An 18,164-nucleotide genomic window follows, 5' to 3' on the forward strand; every position below is an offset into this window, starting at 1 on the left:
TTGTGGTGTAATGCGAAGTGCCACTCATCAGAAAACTCATTGGACCACTTGGACGATTATCATGCCGCGAGGAAAATCACCGCACGCCCTGGACTTGCCTCGCCCGACCAGCTGGCTCGACAAGGAGGGCGTCAACAAGCAGGATGGCGCGTATGAAGCGCTGCGCTCGGCCATCCTGACGAAGATGCTGCCGGCGGGCAGCCGTTTGCCGTCCAGCCGCACCCTGGCCGAACGGTGGGAGTTGTCGCGCGGCACCATCGAAACCGTGTTCGACCGCTTGCACGCGGAAGCGTATGTGACCCGTGTGCCCGGCTCCGGCACGCGCGTGTGCGCCGTGGTGCCGGAACGTTTCTTGATGGCAGGCTTTGGCGATGCCGCTCCGGCCACGCTGGCTGTGGCGCCGGCTCCCGCTTCGGACACGGGCGTGCGCGACGGCTTGCCGTTTGTTGCGCGGCGCGCCGACGCCAGCCTGTTTCCCATGGCCGCCTGGTCCAAATGCGCCACGCGGGCACTGGCCGCCGTCACGCCGGAGCAGCTGTGCAGCGCCGAGCCGGCCGGCCTGCCCCAGCTACGCCAGCAGATCGCCGACTTCCTCGCCAAGTACCGCGGCATCCGCTGCGACCCGCAAGATATCGTCGTCACGACCGGTATCCGCCACGCGATCGACTTGCTGGCGCGCGGCATCGTGCGCGACGGCGATAAAGTCTGCCTGGAAGATCCGGGCTACCCGGCCGCGCGCGCCCTGTTCGCGCTCGCGGGCGCCGTGCCCGTGGACATTGCCGTCGACGCCGAAGGCATCGATTGCGCCGCCCTGGCCGCGCACGCGGATGCCTGCCTCGCCTACGTGACGCCGGCGCACCAGTCGCCGCTGGGCGTGACCATGTCCGTCACGCGCCGCCTGGCCTTGCTGGAATGGGCGAACGACAATGGCGCCTGGGTGGTGGAAGACGATTACGACAGCGAATTCAATTACCACAGCGCGCCGCTGGCGGCCCTGAAGGCGCTGGACCAGTACCAGCGCGTGATTTACTGTGGCAGTTTTAATAAAACCTTGTTTGCCGGCCTGCGCGTGGGCTTCATGGTGCTGCCGCCCGCTTTGCGCCCGCAACTGCTGCGCATCGTGCAGTTGACGGGCCGCTCCGTGGGCGTGACGGAACAGCTGGCGCTGGCCGCCTGGATGGAGGAAGGCGCCTTCGTGCGCCACTTGCGCCAGGCGCGCCTGGCCTACAAGGAGCGGCGCGACCTGTTGCTGGCCTGTCTCGAGCAGACCGCGCCCAGCCGCTACACGATCACGGGACAGCAGGCGGGTTTCCATTGCGTGCTGTGGCTGCCGCCAGACAGCGATGAACGGGTGTTTTGCGCGCGCGCCGCGCAGGAAGGGCTGGCGCTGCAGCCGCTCGGCGACTTTTGCCATGGCGCCAGGCTGGCACCGGCCGTGCTGCTCGGTTATACGGCCTTGAGCCTGGCCCAGGTACGCCACGCTGCACAAAAATTGGGCAGATTGCTGCTGTTGCCGGAGCCCACGGCTGAATGAAACGGCCGCCTGGCTTATAATCACGGCTTCGCCGCAGCGTCCGCAGGGCGCCGGCAGCTGATTACAGAATCTGTCATGACCACCACCCGCACCGAAACGGCGCTGATCCGCGAGCTGGGCCGCGTCGATTACGAGCCCACCTTTGCCGCCATGCGCACCTTTACCGACGCGCGCACGACGGACACGCGCGACGAACTGTGGATCGTCGAGCATCCGCCCGTGTTTACGTTGGGCCTGGCGGCCGACCGCGGCCATCTGCTGGCCGGAGCGGACGCGATTCCCGTGGTGCAGACGGACCGTGGCGGCGAAGTGACGTTCCACGGCCCCGGCCAGGTGGTGATTTACCTGCTGATGGACTTGCGCCGCAACAAGCCGGGCGGCAAGCTGTATGCGCGCCAGTTCGTGCATAAAATCGAGCAAGCCATCATCAACGTGCTGGCGGCGTATAATCTCGCTGGCGAGCGCATCGATGGCGCGCCTGGCATCTATATTGCCGGCGGACCAGACAAGGGTGCGAAGATCGCCGCGCTGGGCTTGAAAGTGCGCGGCAACGGCTGCACCTACCATGGCGTATCGCTCAACGTGGCGATGGACCTGGCGCCGTTTTCCTGGATTAACCCTTGCGGCTATTCCGGACTGAAGACGGTGGACATGCGCAGCATGGGCGTGGTGGCGCCGCTGGCCGAAGTGCAGCGGGCCCTGGCCCATGAATTGACCGTATTACTCGATGTAAGCGAAGCAAACAGCGCCGCAGGCGCGCCTCAGGCAGCGGATGCCTGAGCAAACAAACCAACATGCCCGTTAAGGGCTTGCAGCCATGACTTCTGAGACCATTTCCAGCACCGCCCCCGCCGCTCCCGCCTACAACCCGAGCGAAAAGCAAAAAGGCGCCAGCAAGACGTCGCGCATCCCGATCAAGATCATTCCGATCGAGCAAGTCGAGCGCCTGAAAAAGCCGGACTGGATCCGCGTCAAGGCCGCGTCGGCCTCGACCCGTTTCTATGAAATCAAGGACATCCTGCGCGAAAACAAACTCGTCACGGTGTGCGAGGAAGCCAGCTGCCCGAACATCGGCGAGTGCTTTGGCAAGGGCACGGCCACCTTCATGATCATGGGCGACAAGTGCACGCGCCGCTGCCCGTTCTGCGACGTCGGCCACGGCCGTCCGGATCCGCTGGACAAGGAAGAGCCGGCCAACTTGTCGAAAACCATCGCCAAGCTGCGTTTGAACTACGTCGTCATCACCTCCGTCGACCGCGATGACTTGCGCGACGGCGGCGCCGGCCATTTCGTCGAGTGCATCCAGCAAACGCGTGCCCTGTCGCCGAACACCCGCATCGAAGTGCTGGTGCCGGACTTCCGCGGCCGCCTGGAAAAAGCGTTGCTGTTGTTCAAGGATGGCTTGCCTGATGTCATGAACCACAACCTGGAAACGGCGCCGCGCCTGTACAAGGAAGCGCGTCCCGGTTCCGATTACATGCACTCGCTGAAGCTGCTGAAAGACTTCAAGGCCATGTATCCGGACGTGAAAACCAAGTCCGGCATCATGGTGGGCCTGGGCGAGACGGACGAGGAAATCCTGCAAGTCATGCGCGACATGCGCGAGCACGACATCGACATGCTGACCATCGGCCAGTACCTGGCGCCATCGAACAGCCACTTGCCCGTGCGCCGCTACGTGCACCCGGACGTCTTCAAGATGTTCGAAGAAGAAGCGTACAAGATGGGCTTCACCCACGCCGCCGTCGGCGCCATGGTGCGCAGCTCGTACCACGCGGATGAACAGGCGCACAGCGCCGGCGTGGAATCAGCGCTGAATTTCTAAGCACTTGAGTTGTATCAAAAACCGTCCGCTTTAGCCGGGCGGTTTTTTTTTTGCCTGTTCGTATCGTGCCCACCTCATGCGGCTGAGCGTCCTATACTGGCATGCTGAAAAAGCATGGTTGACGGATAAGCTATGAGGTGACGCATGGACGTACGCATCGACGCATCGTGGAAGGTGCGGCTGGAGGGCGAGTTTGCCCAGCCTTACTGGGAACGCCTGGCCGCCTTCGTGAAGCAAGAGTATGCGGCGGGGCCGTGTTTTCCGCCGGGTAAAACGATCTTCCGCGCGTTCGACCTGACGCCGTTCGAGCAAGTCAAGGTCGTGATCCTGGGGCAAGATCCGTATCACACGCCCGGTGCGGCCATGGGGCTGTGCTTCTCGATTCCCGATGGCACGCCGCCGCAGCCTAGCCTGCAAAATATCTTCAAGGAATTGCACAGCGACATGGGCGTGGCGCGCACGCGCACGGATTTGTCTGACTGGGCCGAGCAAGGCGTATTCCTGCTCAACAGCGTGCTGACGGTGCGCGCGGGGGCGGCCGGTTCGCACGCGGGCAAAGGGTGGGAGAAATTGACGGACAGCGCCATCCGCTACCTGTCCGCCGAGCGCGAGCATCTCGTGTTCATCCTGTGGGGCGGCTATGCGCAAGCCAAGCGCACCCTGATCGATCCCGGCAAACACCTGGTGCTGGCGGCGCCGCATCCCTCGCCATTGTCGGCCAGCAAAGGTTTCTTTGGCAGCAAGCCATTCAGCCAGGCCAACGCCTATTTGCAGGTGCATGGCCAGGCGCCCATCATCTGGGGATAAGTCATGAAATAGTACGGCAACCGACAGCGGCAGGCGTTGCTCCCTGCCGCTGTCTTCGCGCGTAACGGTTAAAAGCTGGTTGAGAGGCCTGCGTAGAAACTGCGGCGGGCGCCGTACTGCGGCGCTCCCACGCCCACGCCGGAACCGTCGCGCAGCAGATACGATTTGTCGAACAGGTTGATCAGGGCCAAACGTCCTTCCACCTTGCCGAGCGGCGTGTTCTTCCACGTGTGCGTGAGCGCCGTGTTGACGGTGAAGTAACTTGGCAAATGGCCGGAATTCGGCGCGCCGCCGTCCGGGGTCATGCGCAGGCCGCTGCCGTAGAGGAAGTCAGCGCTTACTTGCGAATCGCCAAAGTGATAGTGTCCACCACCCGACAAGGTGTATTTCTGGTCATGATCGAGGTAGACATAGTGTTGGCTGATGTAGTTCAACTCATCGGCGCCAAACAGCGCCTGGCCCGAATTGATGTTGCGCCCCTGCGCCTTTTGCGTGCTGGCGTTGAGGAACAGGCCCCAGTTTTTCTCGCTGTAGATGGCCGATAACTCCAGGCCCTTGGCGTAGCCGTCCGCATAGTTGAACGGCGTCAAAATCAATGCCTGGCCGAACTGGCCTTCGTCGAGCAGGTTGTTGATCTTTTTATAGTACACATCGGCCGTCACGGTCAGTTTCGAATTGACCTGGTGGCTGATGCCCACATCGTAGTAATGCGTGCGTTCGGCCTTGACGTTGTCCGACTGGCCGATTTCCGGCGCATTTGTCGTGTTCGCATACAGGTCGATGCTGCCCTGGGCCGCCAGTTCCTGCGGCGGCGGCGTGAAGTAGCGCGAATAGCCGGCGTGCAGGGCCGTGCCCGGCGCCAGCTGATACGCCAGGTTGACGCGCGGGCTCCATTGCTGTTCGCTCGTGTAGGCCGACACTTTGTCGAAACGGGCGCCATAGTTCAGGGTCAAAGGCTTGCTGATATGCCATTCATCCTGCAGGTAAAAACTGGCCAGGGTGCCCGTCTTGCCGCTGTTGTCCAGCACCGTGATCGGTGTGGTGGACGTTTGCGCGCCGTCGATTGCCGGGAAGACGGCCACCGTGTTGTCGCTCGTCGTCTTCTGGCGCGTGTAGGCCAGGCCCGCGCGCACAGTGTGGTCCTGGTGCAATTTGTAGCTGATGTCGAACTGGGCACCGGAAGCGCTGTTCGCGCGGCGCGAGTCCGAAGCCACGCCGTTGTAGATCAGGTCGCCGATGGAGTCCGGCGTGAAGTGCAGCTCCGAATACTGGTGGAAGGCCGAGACCTGGTAATTGACGTCGCCCAGGCTTTTTTGCAGCGACAACACGAGGAAGCGGTTCACTTCGCGCTGGTTTTCATTGAGTTGCGACGACGGTAACGTGGCTGTGCCCGCCTGCGCATCGCTGTGGCCATCGAGCGAGAAGGCCGGTGCCTGGTTCGGGTTGTTCGGGATCTGGAAGCGGCCGTTATACGTGCCGAACATGGTACCCAGGCGCGTGTTGTCATCGAGGAAATACGACAGGCTGCCGAACGATTTGTTCTGGCGCGTCTTGTCGTGCAGGGCGCTGCGCGTGTCTTGCGGGTTTTCCACGCCCAGGGAGTTACCGAGGTAGCTGCCGGACAGGTAGTAATTGAACTTGCCCACGCTGCCAAAAAATTCGGCACTCGGCTCCACGTGGTCGTGGCTGCCGACCATGATGCCGATGCGCCCACCTGGTGTCATGCCACCCTCTTTCGTTTCAATATCGACAATGCCCGCCGTGCGCAGGCCGAACTGGGCCGGCAAGGCGCCCGTCATGAAATCCGTCTTGTCGATCAAGCGCGTGTCGATCGACTGGCCGAAGCCGGTGATGCTTTCCGGCAGTTGCACGCCATTGATGCGGTATTGCACGTTGGCATGGTCGTCGCGCACGTGCAGGGCGCCGGAGCCCTTCGAATCCTGCGACACGCCCGGCAGACGCAGCAGCACTTCATTGAATGGCGTGTTGTCGCCCTGGCCCAGCATGTCGACCATGTGGCTGTCGATGCTGTAGATGGTGGTGCCGACTTTCGGTGACAGCTCGATGCGGGCGCTTTTCAGGTGGGCGGACGTGACTTCCACCTTTTGCATGTCTTGCGGTGCGGTATCGGCACTGGCCTCGGCAGGCTCGGCGGCATGGGCGGAAACGGTAAACAGACTGGCAAGGGCGAGCGACAGCGCGCTCAGGCGTGGTGTGTGTTGCATGATGAACCTCAAAATAGTCAACGCCAGGCGGCCCGGCGCGCATGAACGCGCGACTAGGGGCAGCCTGAAAAAGGAAAAACAGCGTGGGAACTACAGTGAGGCGGCAGGCGGGCCGCGCACGGGCGGCAGGATGAGGGCGGCGACGGGCGCCAGGGTGGCGGGCGCGATGGCCAGCAAGCGGTACGGCAGTAACTGGGCGGGTGGCTCGGTGATGGCCGGCGGCACGGCGATGTCGGCCACCTTGTCGATGGCCGTGGCGCACAGCGCGCACTCTTCCGCATCAAAGGTGGTCTTGTGCAGGTGCGAGGCGGCCGTCGACAGCAGGAACACGAGGGCCAGCGCACTGAACAGCGCCACGCACAGCCGCCACGGCGTGCGCGCGAGGGCGGTGGCACCGTGATGAGCAAGCTTGCGGGTGGGCTGGCGGGAAGACATGGGCGCATAGTAGCAAGAAAATCGCCCCGTTGTCAGCGCTTGTTGCGTGATTTGCGCTAGAGGGAGCTACAGGGTGGCGCGCAGTGCGCGCGGCGACAGGCCGTAGTGCTGGCGGAAACGGGCCGCGAAGCGCGAGGGCGAGGCATAGCCGCAGGCGGCCGCGATGTCGCCGATGGGTAAGATGCCAGATTGCAATTCCTGCAAGGCCAGTCCCAGCCGTACGTCTTCCAGGATGGCGCGGAAGTGGCGTTGCTCCAGGGCCAGTTGGCGGCGCAGGGTGGACGCGCCCAGGTGCAGATGGCTGGCGACTTTGGCCACGCTCCAGTCGGCGCCCGGGTCCAGCAGCAGCACTTGCTGCACGCGCGCAGCCAGCGGATCACGGCGGTCCAGCAGCAGCGGCCCGCAATGGCCGCCCAGTGCCAGGGCCAGCAGCAAGCCTTCCGCCTGGTGCGCCAGCAGCGCGGGCGGTGCGCTACTCGCCAGGCTGGCCATCAGCTGGTCCCAGGCCAGTGCCGCATGCACGTCGAGCGGCACGCACAGGCTGGCCGTGGCCGCCTGGCGCAGCTGGGTATCGACGAGGCCGCCATGGCGCGCGCGGAAACGGGCGATCAGGGCCGGTGAAAAACTCAGCACTTCGGCCCGGTAGCCTTGCGCGCCGGGCAGGTTGGCCACGCCCAATTCCTGTCCCGCCGGCATCAGCACCACGTCGTGCGTGCCGGCGCGGGCCTGGCGAGCGCCCCATTCCAGCAGCTTCGTTCCCTGCCGCACGCGGCACAGGGCGCTCTGAAAGACGGGCACGCGGCGCAGGGTTTGCGCGCGGCGCGCCTCGATGGTGCCGTGGGCGATGCGCAGTTCGCTCAGGGCCACCGCGTCGATCTCATCGGCCATACAGTCCCGTCAGCTGCGCCTTGCCCAGCGCGTTGGCGTTGAGCATGTAGCCGAGCATGGCGCCGCTGGCGTGCTGGTCCAGCGGCAACTTGTCCACGCTCAATGCCCACACGGTGATCTGGTAACGGTGCGCCTTGTCGCCCGGTGGCGGGCAGGCGCCGCCGTAGGCGCTGTCGCCGTAATCGTTGCGTCCTTGCATGGCGCCCGCCGGCAGGGTGCTGGCCGTGGCGCCGCCCGGCAAGGAAGTGGTGCTGGCAGGCACATTGAACACGCTCCAGTGCCACCAGCCGCTGCCCGTGGGCGCGTCCGGGTCGTACAGGGTGACGGCGTAGCTTTTGGTGCCGGCCGGCGCGCCGTGCCATGACAATTGCGGCGACAGGTTGCCGCCCGTGCAGCCGAAGCCCTGGAATACTTGCGCCGGCGCCAGGGTCTGGCCCGGCGCGATGTCGGTGCTGGTGACGGTAAAGTCGGCGGCGTGGGCGCCCAGGTGCACAGCGAGACCCAGCGTGATGGCAAGCAAACGGGAGGTGGTCATGGTTTTCCTTTCGATGAAGTATAGGGGAAAGTGTATGCCGTGCAACAGTTACCCGCGATGCCGATGCGCTCGATGATGGTGCCAAAACGCTCGTTTCCACCTGATTTCAATGTTCCCATGAGCGTGTTGTTGCGTTTGCCGTTTCCTGCCTGCGCATGATTTTCAGTGCGGAGCTTTCATGCTATCGTTCTGCAGCCCAAATTTCCCCGAGTCGCCTCCCCATGTCCAAACGCCCGATCAAGTGGTTGTTCGCTAAGCTGCACCTGTATGTGGGCCTGTGGTTCGGCGCCCTGTTCGTCCTGCTGGGCTTGACGGGTTCCGCCATCGCCTGGATGCCGGAGCTCGACGCATACCTGAATCCGACCCTGTTGCAGGCGAGCACGCCCGCGCCCGGCCAGGTGTTCCAGGTGACGCCGCGCACGGTGCAAGCGGTGGTCGATGGGCTCGCGGCCGACCCCGCTTACGGCAAGCCGGCCCAGCTCAATCCGCCCGCCGATGCGCGCGACGTGTACGTGGCCTCGTACCGGCAAGCCGGCAAACCGTCGCCTTTCAGCCAGGCCATCGTGCGCCAGGTGATGGTCGACCCCTACACCCTGCAAGTCAAAGGCGAGCGCGACTGGGGGCGTTTCGGCCTCACGCGCCCGCTGCTGATGTCGGGCATGTTTCATCTGCACCGTTATTTATTGTCGGGCGAAGTGGGTAAAACCATTACGGGTATCTCGGGCGTGATGTTGCTGCTGATGGCCTTGAGCGGCATCTATCTGTGGTGGCCGCGCCTGCAGTGGACGGCGATCAAGCGCGCGCTGACGGTGTCGCATGGCGGTTCCTGGCCCCGCTTCAATTACACCCTGCACAAGGCGGCGGGCTTTTTTGCCGCGCCCGTACTGGCCGTGCTCGCTTTTTCCGGTATCTATTTCAATTTGCCGCAGCTGATCGTGCCGCTGGTGGAGCTCGTCTCGACGGCGCCGGACAAGGCCAAACTGAAAAATCTGCGGCAGGATGGCGACCTGCTCGATGCGGGCCAGGCCATGGCCGCCGCGCAGCAGCTGTATCCGCAGGCACGCGTGTCGCGCATCGTGCTGCCGGCGAAAAAGGACCAGCCGTATGACGTGCGCGTGCGCCAGCCTGGCGAAATCGCCGAGGGCGACGGTGCCACGCGCATCACCCTCGACGCGCGCAGCGGCTTGCCCCTGCGCATACGCGATCCCTTGCGGGCACCGGCCGGCGACGTCTTCCTGGGCTGGCAATTCCCCCTGCACTCGGGCCAGGCGTTTGGCGTGGCCGGGCGCAGTTTTATTACCGCCTTTGGCCTGATGCCGCTGCTGTTCATGCTGACAGGGACATTGGTGTGGTGGAAACGGCGGCGCGGCCGGAAATAAGCGGTCGCCAGACCGTTGCCGGGAAAGTTGCTATCATCATAGTATTTTCCGGCGTATCCCCGACTCACCCGCACAAGGACCAGCATGAGCAATCCCGAGATCACCGTAGCAATGTTGAATGAACGCGGCACGGGCCGCCTGCCCGGCCACCTGGGCATCGTCATCACGGAAGTGGGCGACGGCCAGTTGACGGCGGAATTGCCCGTGCTGCCGCATTTGCTGGCGCCGAACGGCTACCTGCACGCGGGCAGCGTGGTGACCCTGGCTGACACGGCTTCCGGCTATGGCTGCATCGTCAACCTGCCTGAAGGCGCCAGCAATTTCACGACCATCGAATTGAAATCGAACCACCTGGGCACGGCCCGCGAAGGCACGCTCACCTGCACGGCCAAGGTCGAGCACAAGGGCCGCAACACGCAAGTGTGGGATGCTGTGGTGAAAAGCAAGGAAACGGGCAATACGATTGCCTTGTTCCGCTGCACGCAGATGATTTTATATCCCAAATAAACCGACACCCTAAATCAACTGCTGGGGTCAGACCCGGCGGGGGAATTTGTCCCAATGGGGCAAATTCCGATCCCGAAGGGACTGACCCCGGATTTTTGCCTTCGGGTTAGATTTTCACCCAGTTACCCTTGTACAAGATTGGTCCCGTCGGCCCATTCGGATCCGGCGAACCGCCTTTCGGCTCCAGGGTAACGGCCAGCAAGGCCACGTCGCTGCCGATGGCGCGCTGGGACAAGGCCAGTTTCACGTTGCCCTTGTCGGCCAGCAAACCCAGGGAGCGCGGGTTGCCGCTCTTCGGCACGGCCCACAGTTCCAGATCCTTATCGCTCGGCACGGGTGCGTTGCCCACCATGCGCACCTCGAGCGCGCCGTGGCGGCTGTCGGCCGTCAACAGCAGGGCCGTTTGCGCTTTCTCGTCCGTCAGGCTGGCCACATAGCTGATTTGCGGCGCGTCCATCACGCGCGTGGCCACGACGATGACCAACAGCGCTGCGATGGCGCTCGAGGCCATGCCCAGCGAACGCCAGAACGACAGGGAATCGCGGAACAAGGACCAGCCGCCCTGCTGCTTCAGGTGCAGGCGCTGCTCGATCTGCTGCCACACGCGCTTGGGCGGCGCCACGGGCGTGGCAAATTCGGCCATCGGTTCCAGGCGCTGGCGCCATTCGGCCGTGATATTGCGCAAGTCGGCGTCATTGTGCAGCCAGCCTTCGAAGCGCCGCCGCGCGCCGCCTTTCAAGGTGCCGAGCACGTATTCGGACGCCAGTTTCTGGCGCAGGGTGTCATTGCCGCGGATATTCATGATGCCTCCCGTTTCGCCAGACACGTGCGCAGCCGTTCCAGGCTGCGGCGTATCCAGGTCTTCACGGTGCCGATCGGCAGCGACATCTGCTGCGCCACTTCGCTGTGCGACAGGTCATGATAGAACGCCAGGGCGACCACCTGCCGGTGCAGCCCTTCCAAGGCGGACATGCAAAACGCCAGCGCCTTGGCGTCACCGCTCAGTTGCAGTGATTCGATCGGCGTGGCCTGGGGGTCTCGGAGTGCATTCATGACTTCGCTATCAAACTGTTCGGCATCGATTTCCACGGTATCGTCGCTGCGCCGCAGCACATCGAACGCCTTGTTGCGCACGATGGTGGCCATCCAGGTCATCGGCGCCGCCAGATGGCTTTGATATGTGGCGGCGTTGTTCCAGATGGCGACGAAACCCTCTTGCAAGGCTTCTTCTGCGAGCTCTTGCTTATGCAATATACGCAGCGCGAAGCCAAACAGTTTCGATGAGGTGGAGTTATATAGCTGGCGGAACGCGGAGGCGTCCTTGTTGCCGGTGGCGAGCAGCCAGGTTTTCAGTTGCTGCGGGTCGAGCGATTGAGCGGCTAGGGGCACGGCTGGCCTTCACAAGGGGAGTGGGATCACGCCTGGGAAGGTTATAACAGGTTGATAACACTTGGCAACAAGGTTTTGTGCGGTGCCGAGCCTTAACCGGCGATGGCGGTTTCCAGCAGCTTGTGCAGTTCGGCGAATTCCGGCTTGCCCACGTAGCGCTTGAGGATCTTGCCCTGCTTGTCGAGCACGAAGGTGGTGGGCGTGAGGGCCACGTCGCCATAGGCCTTGGCCGCCTCGCCCGTCACGTCGAGCGCCACCTTGAACGGCAGCTGGCGCGTTTCGGCGAAGTTCAGCACGTAGTTGGCCGGATCGTATTTCATGGCCACGGCCACGAATTCCAGTCCCTGCCCCTTGTACTTGTTGTAGGTGTCGACCATGTCCGGCATTTCCGCCACGCAGGTGGTGCACGAGGTGGCCCAGAAATTGACCATCACGACCTTGCCGCGCAGGCTGGCCGACGTGATTTTTTCGCCATGGATGCCGTGGAAGGTCACGTCCGGTGCGCTTTGCTTGTCATTGAGCGACAGATAAGCGGCGGCGGCCACGCCCGCCACGAAGACGGCGATCAGGGCTGGCTTGACCCAGGACTTGCTTGCGGATGGCAAAGTTGACATGGTTTTTACTTGAAAAGCGCGGCGATGGGCCATTATAGCCATATCGCCGCATCAAAGCCGTAGGTCAAACGGAGGAGGCGTTTATTGCTGCGCCGTGTCGCCAGTGCTGGTGGTGCGTGCTGGCGCCGGATCGGGCTGCAACTGCTTCAGTTCCGATTCCGAAATGTAGTCGAACAGCTTGACTACTTTCTGCACGCCGCCCACGCCGCGCGCCACGTCGGCCGCGACCGTGCCTTCGCGCTGGGTGACCCGGCCCATCAGGAAGACGGTGGCGTTTTCCGTGACGACCTTGAACGAGGCGGCCGAGATGGTTTTCATGTCGACCAGGCTGGCCTTGACCTTGGTGGTGATCAGCGCGTCGTTCGAGCGCGAGGTGTAGCTGGCCGGACCGGCGATGATCAATTCATTGGCCACCGATTCCACGCCTTCGATATTGCGCACTTCGCGCTCGACGGCATTTTTCATCGCCTCGTCGCGCACTTCGCCCGTCAGCAGGACGCGGCGGTTGAAGCTGGTGACGTTCACATGGCCCACGTCGCCGGTGATCGAGGGGATGCGCGACTCGCCTTTGACGGCGATCGACTTGTCTTCGGTCTGGGCGCCCAGGGTGCGGCGGTCCGCTGCGGCAACGCCGCCCATCACCGCGCCGCCGACCATCAATTCGATGCAGCCGGTGAGCGAGGTGAGCATGGCGCCGCACAGCAGTGCGGTGGCCAGCGGGCGTTGTACGCGTTTCCAGCCTGGGCCAGTACCGAATTTAGTCATTCACGTCTCCTCCGAATAGCGCGACGTCGATGCCGTCGCAGATGCAATGTATGGTGGTCAGGTGGACTTCCTGGATGCGCGCCGTGCGCTCGGCCGGCACGCAGATATGCACGTCGGCGTCCGTCAGCATCTTGCCGATGGCGCCGCCGTCCTTGCCCGTCAGCGCCACGACGCGCATTTCGCGCTCGAGCGCCGCTTCCACGGCGGCCATCACGTTGGCCGAATTGCCCGACGTGGAAATGGCCAGCAAGATGTCGCCGGCCTGGCCGAAGGCCTGCACCTGCTTCGAGAAGATCTCGCGGTAGCTGTAGTCGTTGGCCACGGCCGTCAGGATCGACGTATCCGTCGTCAGCGCCAGGGCCGGCAGCGGAAAGCGCTCGCGTTCGAAGCGCCCCACCAGCTCGGCTGCGAAATGCTGGCAGTCGGCGGCGGAACCGCCGTTGCCGCAGGCGAGAATCTTGTTGCCGTTGGACAATGCATAAAACATCAGGTCGATCGCCTGCGCAATGGGTTGCGCCAGTACGGTGGCGGCCTGGATCTTGAGTTCGGCACTTTCGTGGAAGTGCGAGAGGATGCGTTGATTATTCATAGTCTGCCGATTATAGTGCAGGCGCGCGGCATGGCGGACAAGCACTGTTAAAAATGCTTACATATCGAGGATGTTCTTTAGCCAGCTGATGCGCCCGCCATCGATGGCCAGCGCGTCAAAACGGCACGGCGGCACGGTCTTTTGCCCCAGCAGCCAGGTTTGCGCGGCCACCGTCATGCGCCGCTGCTTGGCTGGCGTGATGCTGGCCAGGGCGCCGCCGAAGGCTGCACTGCTGCGTAGCCGCACTTCGACGAAGACGACCGATGCGCCATCGCGCATGATCAGGTCCAGCTCGCCCCCCTTGCACAGATAGTTACGCTCCAGCAGCACCAGGCCTTGCAGCAGCAGATACGCGAGCGCATCGTCTTCCCCTTGCCGTCCCCGTGCCTGTTTATTCTGGAAAGGCAGGGGTGGCATGGCGTGTCCTTATTGGGCCGGCGGTACGGCGGCAGGCGCCGGCGCGGCCGGTGGCCAGGTGCCCAGCACGCCCTGCTGATAGGTGGCGGCCTGTTCCGTGCGTTCGAATACGCTTTGATCGTTCTCGAAGCGCACGGCCAGGCGGCCCGTCACGCCATCAAGGGTAAATGGCGCGTTCGGCCGCAGCGCCACTTCGCGCGCCACGCGGAAGGCATCGATGCCCAGCGCGTACAGGCGTTCCATGTCGGCCGTCAGGCGGGCGTCGGCCGGTTGCGGCGGCTGCGGATACACCATGACTTGCGGATGCTCGCGCTGCACTTGCCATGGCAGGTCCAGCAAGCGCGCGCCGTCGAGCTCGGGGCCGCTGGCGCCGCGCCCGGCGCCGGGATTCAAGGACGAGGTGCCATACAGGGGCAGATCGCTGCCGATGGCCACGCGCAGCTGGCGCGCCTGGTCGGCGTCGAGCGCGGCAAACAGCAGGCCCGGCGGCGTGGCGGCCAGGCGCGCGCGCAGCTGCACCAGCTCGGCATCGCTCAGGTAGCCATTCGTGGCCGTCAAGTCCATCGTCTCGATCTTGCCGCCCTGGCGCAGCCATTCCTGCTTGAAGGCGGCGCTGATGCGGCGCTGCGAGGGCGAGCCGGCCGACAGGACCAGTGCGCTGGCGCCCGGCTGTTCGCTGGCGGCCCAGGCGGCGACCTGGCGCGCTTCCGCCTCGATCGACAAGCCCATCACCAGCAGCTTGGCCGGCAGGCGCGCCTCGCCGCGGTTGTCGGGGTGGTTCAGGGCGATCGTCGGCTTGCGTACCAGGTCGCTGTTCGCCACGGCCGTGACGGCCGAGCGCGACAAAGGCCCGACGACGATGTCCTGTTCTTCCTGTGCTTGCGCAAACTTGTTCAGCACGTCGCTGCTGCCGTCGCCCGTGTCGATCACCGTCACTTCAAAGCCGCTGCGGTCGCGCTCATACGCGGCCATGAAACCGGCGCGCAGCAGTTCGGCGGCCGGGCCCAGGGAAGCGGAGCGCAGCGGTAGCAGCAGGCCGATGTGGTGGACCTTGCCGTCCGACGACGCCGGCGCTGTGGCGGCCGGCATGTCCTGCGGCGTGCCGGTCGCCGGCTTGGTATTGATGGGCGCCAGCGGCGCGCCATTGCCGTCGTAGGCGGTAATATCGGGTACGGCCACGGCAAACGTCACCGGTTCGGGCGCGGGCGGCTTGGGCGGCACGGGCGGTGGCAGCGGCTTCGGTGGCGGCAGCGCCCTTGTGTTAGATTCAATAGGCGCGCACAATTGCCCGGGCGCGTCGCAAGGCGTGCTGCAAGCGCTCAGCATGCCGGTCGCGGCACAAACAAGCAGTAACTTCACACTATTAGCAAGCATTTAACCTCCAAAATGACCGTACAAGAAATCAGTTCCATCGCCAGCCTGCCCATCATGACAGAGGCGGCGCACCAGGTCTATCCTATCGCAACATTGTATATAGTGGCCACGCCGATCGGTAATGTGACCGATATCAGCCTTCGCGCGCTGCATCTGCTGAGCCTTGCCGACGCCGTCGCCTGTGAAGATACGCGCAACACGGCGCACCTGCTGACGCGCTTTGGCTTGAACAAGCCCCTGATTGCGGCGCATCAACATAACGAACGCGAAGTGGCGCAGACCCTGATCGCCCGCCTGCACGCCGGCGAGCGCATCGCCCTCGTTTCCGACGCCGGCACGCCCGCCGTGTCCGACCCGGGCGCGCGCATCGTCGATGCCGTGCGCGCGGCCGGCTTGCGCGTGCTGCCCCTGCCCGGCCCGTCGGCGGCGATCACCGCCATTTCCGCCAGCGGCCTGTTGAACGACCAGTTCTACTTTGTCGGCTTCCTGCCCGCGAAAGCCAAGCAGCGCGAAAACATGCTGCACAGCCTGCGCGGCGTGACGGCCACCATGGTGTTCTATGAGGCGCCGCACCGCATCCTCGATTGCGCCACGGCCTTGGTGGAAGCGTTCGAACCGACGCGCCAGGTGGTGTTCGCGCGCGAACTGACGAAACTGTTCGAGGAAATCCACCGCTGCCCCCTGTCCGAGGCGGAAGCGTGGATACGTGCTGACGCGCACCGCGAAAAGGGAGAATTCGTCGTCCTGCTCGAAGGCGCGACGCAAGCGCAGGACGCGGAAGACGTGGAAGCGGAGCGCATCCTCAATATCCTGCTGGCCGAATGCAGCGTCAAGCAGGCAGCGAATCTGACGGCGCAGATCACGGGCCGCAAGAAGAATGCCCTGTATGAGCGGGCGTTGCAGTTGAAGGGGCAGGAATAAGGAAGTTACAATGGCGGCGGGACATCCAGTACCTTTGCCGCCGCGAGTAACCGTTCCACATGTTCGATCAGTTCATCGACAAAGCCTGCCGTGACATCCAGTTCGCCCTCATATTCGGCCAGGTTGCGCTTCTTGTGCGCCTGGTTTAACAGCAGCCACTGCTGTGGCGTGAACCCCAGCGTGTGTTCCAGGCTTTGAAAGACCAGATAGCGGTTATCGCTGCGATAACCATGTTGACGCAGTGCAGACAAGGCGGCCGCATGCGCCGCGTTATACGCCAGATCGAAGCGGCTTTCCAGCGACAGTATCACTTGCCTGGCATCGTGCAGGCGCACGCTGGCCGAGCGCAGTAAGCCGGCCCGTTCGCGTGCGTCGGGTGGCTCAGCCTTGAGCTGGCCGATGCGCGTCAGATTCGCCAGCGCCTGCAAGCTTGATAAATTCATCGTCGCCCCCTTTGACAAAAATCTTGGGCTGTTCGAGGACGCGCACGACGAACAACTTGCCCTCGTCTATTCTTTGCCGCCATTCTTCTGGCGTGTACAAGGTCGGGTTGATGCTGCGCCCCAGCTGCTGCTGTGCTGGCTGCAGTGCTTCCAGCAACTGGGCGTTCGACGCCATGCTGCCAATCAGCATCAGGTCGATATCGCTGTGCGCCTGTTCCGTGCCCTTGGCCATCGAACCGTACACGAAAGCCAAGTCGATTTCCTGCCAATGCGGCTGCAGCGCGACGCGCAGCACATCTGCCACGCCGAAGGTTTTCAGTACGATGCTGCGCAGCTCATCGAATATCGGCGCATCGTGATTTGCCTGGTAATGCTTCTGGTTGCCTACTTTTTTCACCGTGACCAGGGCCGATTTCACCAGCTTGGCCAGCTCGCGTTGCACGGCGCCGGAGCCGATAGCCGCGAAGGCAATGATTTCATTCGCATAGAAAGAACGTTGTGCCTGGCCAAAGAGCAAGGCCAGCACGCGCTGCTGTGTCTTGGAAAACAATGTGTCTGCATAAATACCCATATTGGGTATGTTAGTACCCAATATGGGTATAGTCAAGTCAACCCTCACCACTTGCAGCCGCTATCCTTCTTGTCCAACAACATCAACACGGGGGCCAGCAAGCCTGCGCCTGAATAGGCGGTGCGGCAATCGCCGCGCTTGCCCTGCGCAATGTCGCGCGCCAGCTGGGTTTCCGTTTGCAGCGGCTTGTCGGGGATTTGCCCCACGGCCGTACCCACCTTGGATGGATCGCGCTCGCCGGCCATCTTGCGCGCCGTTTTCCTGGCCGCTTCCATGTCGAACTTTGGCGTTTCCGGCGTTTCTTGCCTGACGGTATCGGGACTGGCCGCCGGCGTGGCCGGTGATGCCGGCACGACCGTGACGGATTGCGGGCTCGATGTTGGCGCCGTGGGCGCCGCCGGCGTTTCCCGGGTCGTGGCGAGTTTCGGCTTGCTGATGGGTTTTGGTTCGCGCTTCGGCTTGACGACTTCGACGGGCGGCGGGGGCGGCTTGGCGGCCAGCGGACGTATCCACACGGCGATCGACTCCACGCGCGGGGCCGTGTCCGGTGGCGCGGCTGGCTGCACATGGCGCCACAGAGTGATCAATGCGCCATGCAGCAGCAAGGACACGGCGATGCCCAGCACGATGCCGCGGCGGCTCGGCATGGGCTGGCCGCCGCCGCTTCTTTCTATCCTGAACTCCATTGCCGTCGTCGCCTTCATGTCTGATCGGGAAAACTTGCCAAGCCAGTGTCGCATATTTCCGGCATGTTGAAAAATACATGGGTCTCAGTGCCGCGCGTAAATAATTTACAGAGAGTTTCACCTGACCCTTGACCGAAGTCGATACGGCCTGTATTATCTTGGTCTTCGGAGTGTGGCGCAGCCCGGTAGCGCACCTGGTTTGGGACCAGGGGGTCCAAGGTTCGAATCCTTGTACTCCGACCAAATTTGTAGAAAAAAAC

The 18,164-nt window shown here is 63.5% G+C and carries 21 protein-coding genes and 1 tRNA gene; 8 read left to right on the forward strand and 14 right to left on the reverse strand.

The genetic code is table 11. The annotated features are described in order from the left end of the window. Window positions 1-61: 61 nt before the first annotated feature. The 4 genes from pdxR to AC54AG_RS18760 all read left to right on the forward strand — a co-directional run bounded on the left by pdxR (window position 62) and on the right by AC54AG_RS18760 (window position 4,166). Window positions 62-1,534 (forward strand): MocR-like pyridoxine biosynthesis transcription factor PdxR, encoded by a 1,473-nt coding sequence (pdxR, locus tag AC54AG_RS18745; protein WP_496631249.1) that lies wholly within the window; start codon window positions 62-64, stop codon window positions 1,532-1,534. 75 nt (window positions 1,535-1,609) lie between these two features. Then, complete coding sequence (gene lipB, locus AC54AG_RS18750) at window positions 1,610-2,314, forward strand: lipoyl(octanoyl) transferase LipB (protein ID WP_034752485.1); 705 nt, start codon at window positions 1,610-1,612, stop codon at window positions 2,312-2,314. Window positions 2,315-2,351: 37 nt separating this feature from the next. Continuing rightward, window positions 2,352-3,359 carry a lipoyl synthase gene (lipA, locus tag AC54AG_RS18755; RefSeq protein ID WP_034752483.1) on the forward strand — a complete coding sequence of 336 codons (1,008 nt, stop codon included), beginning with the start codon at window positions 2,352-2,354 and terminating at the stop codon, window positions 3,357-3,359. Window positions 3,360-3,503: 144 nt separating this feature from the next. Next, the gene (locus AC54AG_RS18760; RefSeq protein ID WP_496631250.1) at window positions 3,504-4,166 is read left to right on the forward strand and encodes a uracil-DNA glycosylase; all 663 of its coding nucleotides are present in this window, start codon (window positions 3,504-3,506) and stop codon (window positions 4,164-4,166) included. Between the two features lie 68 nt (window positions 4,167-4,234). On the opposite strand, the gene AC54AG_RS18765 is transcribed toward AC54AG_RS18760, so the two are convergent. From AC54AG_RS18765 to AC54AG_RS18780, 4 genes are all read right to left on the reverse strand, one after another. Continuing rightward, entirely contained in the window at window positions 4,235-6,391 is a 2,157-nt protein-coding gene (locus AC54AG_RS18765) for a TonB-dependent receptor (RefSeq protein WP_496631251.1), read from the reverse strand. A gap of 90 nt (window positions 6,392-6,481) precedes the next feature. Beyond that, window positions 6,482-6,826: a hypothetical protein gene (locus AC54AG_RS18770; RefSeq protein ID WP_496631252.1), complete on the reverse strand. Its 345-nt coding sequence runs from the start codon at window positions 6,824-6,826 to the stop codon at window positions 6,482-6,484. Between the two features lie 66 nt (window positions 6,827-6,892). Continuing rightward, window positions 6,893-7,714: a helix-turn-helix transcriptional regulator gene (locus tag AC54AG_RS18775; protein ID WP_496631253.1), complete on the reverse strand. Its 822-nt coding sequence runs from the start codon at window positions 7,712-7,714 to the stop codon at window positions 6,893-6,895. Then, window positions 7,704-8,249, reverse strand: coding sequence for a YbhB/YbcL family Raf kinase inhibitor-like protein (locus AC54AG_RS18780; protein ID WP_496631254.1), 546 nt, complete (start codon window positions 8,247-8,249; stop codon window positions 7,704-7,706). Before AC54AG_RS18780 ends, AC54AG_RS18775 begins: the two co-directional genes overlap by 11 nt. 221 nt (window positions 8,250-8,470) lie before the next feature. Here AC54AG_RS18780 and AC54AG_RS18785 point away from each other — a divergent pair, with 221 nt between their 5' ends. Together AC54AG_RS18785 and AC54AG_RS18790 are read left to right on the forward strand one after the other, a co-directional pair. Further along, window positions 8,471-9,628 (forward strand): PepSY-associated TM helix domain-containing protein, encoded by a 1,158-nt coding sequence (locus AC54AG_RS18785; protein ID WP_496631255.1) that lies wholly within the window; start codon window positions 8,471-8,473, stop codon window positions 9,626-9,628. A gap of 84 nt (window positions 9,629-9,712) precedes the next feature. After that, on the forward strand, window positions 9,713-10,135 hold the full coding sequence (locus AC54AG_RS18790) for a PaaI family thioesterase (RefSeq protein ID WP_496631256.1): 423 nt from the start codon (window positions 9,713-9,715) through the stop codon (window positions 10,133-10,135). Window positions 10,136-10,241: 106 nt separating this feature from the next. On the opposite strand, the gene AC54AG_RS18795 is transcribed toward AC54AG_RS18790, so the two are convergent. The 7 genes from AC54AG_RS18795 to AC54AG_RS18825 all read right to left on the reverse strand — a co-directional run bounded on the left by AC54AG_RS18795 (window position 10,242) and on the right by AC54AG_RS18825 (window position 15,130). After that, the gene (locus AC54AG_RS18795) at window positions 10,242-10,937 is read right to left on the reverse strand and encodes an anti-sigma factor (RefSeq protein ID WP_496631257.1); all 696 of its coding nucleotides are present in this window, start codon (window positions 10,935-10,937) and stop codon (window positions 10,242-10,244) included. Continuing rightward, window positions 10,934-11,524, reverse strand: coding sequence for a sigma-70 family RNA polymerase sigma factor (locus AC54AG_RS18800; RefSeq protein WP_070303152.1), 591 nt, complete (start codon window positions 11,522-11,524; stop codon window positions 10,934-10,936). Before AC54AG_RS18800 ends, AC54AG_RS18795 begins: the two co-directional genes overlap by 4 nt. Window positions 11,525-11,616: 92 nt before the next feature. After that, window positions 11,617-12,138 (reverse strand): peroxiredoxin family protein, encoded by a 522-nt coding sequence (locus tag AC54AG_RS18805; RefSeq protein ID WP_496631258.1) that lies wholly within the window; start codon window positions 12,136-12,138, stop codon window positions 11,617-11,619. 81 nt (window positions 12,139-12,219) lie between these two features. After that, entirely contained in the window at window positions 12,220-12,903 is a 684-nt protein-coding gene (locus AC54AG_RS18810) for a BON domain-containing protein (RefSeq protein ID WP_034752466.1), read from the reverse strand. Further along, window positions 12,896-13,492: a phosphoheptose isomerase gene (locus AC54AG_RS18815; RefSeq protein ID WP_034752465.1), complete on the reverse strand. Its 597-nt coding sequence runs from the start codon at window positions 13,490-13,492 to the stop codon at window positions 12,896-12,898. Before AC54AG_RS18815 ends, AC54AG_RS18810 begins: the two co-directional genes overlap by 8 nt. 57 nt (window positions 13,493-13,549) lie before the next feature. Further along, window positions 13,550-13,909: a YraN family protein gene (locus tag AC54AG_RS18820; RefSeq protein ID WP_058049121.1), complete on the reverse strand. Its 360-nt coding sequence runs from the start codon at window positions 13,907-13,909 to the stop codon at window positions 13,550-13,552. Window positions 13,910-13,918: 9 nt separating this feature from the next. Beyond that, the gene (locus AC54AG_RS18825; protein WP_496631259.1) at window positions 13,919-15,130 is read right to left on the reverse strand and encodes a penicillin-binding protein activator; all 1,212 of its coding nucleotides are present in this window, start codon (window positions 15,128-15,130) and stop codon (window positions 13,919-13,921) included. 165 nt (window positions 15,131-15,295) lie between these two features. Between AC54AG_RS18825 and rsmI the strand changes: the two genes are divergently transcribed. Further along, window positions 15,296-16,204 carry a 16S rRNA (cytidine(1402)-2'-O)-methyltransferase gene (gene rsmI, locus AC54AG_RS18830; protein ID WP_070303149.1) on the forward strand — a complete coding sequence of 303 codons (909 nt, stop codon included), beginning with the start codon at window positions 15,296-15,298 and terminating at the stop codon, window positions 16,202-16,204. A gap of 5 nt (window positions 16,205-16,209) precedes the next feature. On the opposite strand, the gene AC54AG_RS18835 is transcribed toward rsmI, so the two are convergent. The 3 genes from AC54AG_RS18835 to AC54AG_RS18845 form a co-directional block, all read right to left on the reverse strand. Then, a complete protein-coding gene (locus AC54AG_RS18835; protein ID WP_496631260.1) occupies window positions 16,210-16,647 on the reverse strand; it encodes a hypothetical protein in 438 nt (145 codons plus the stop codon). After that, entirely contained in the window at window positions 16,586-17,197 is a 612-nt protein-coding gene (locus AC54AG_RS18840) for a nucleotidyltransferase domain-containing protein (RefSeq protein ID WP_496631261.1), read from the reverse strand. Before AC54AG_RS18840 ends, AC54AG_RS18835 begins: the two co-directional genes overlap by 62 nt. A 65-nt stretch (window positions 17,198-17,262) precedes the next feature. Next, on the reverse strand, window positions 17,263-17,865 hold the full coding sequence (locus tag AC54AG_RS18845) for a hypothetical protein (RefSeq protein WP_338680190.1): 603 nt from the start codon (window positions 17,863-17,865) through the stop codon (window positions 17,263-17,265). A gap of 205 nt (window positions 17,866-18,070) precedes the next feature. On the opposite strand from AC54AG_RS18845, the gene AC54AG_RS18850 reads away from it, so the two are divergent. Further along, window positions 18,071-18,147: transfer RNA gene (locus AC54AG_RS18850), tRNA-Pro, on the forward strand. Window positions 18,148-18,164 lie beyond the last annotated feature (17 nt).

Source organism: Janthinobacterium sp. BCJ23, from assembly GCF_059617945.1.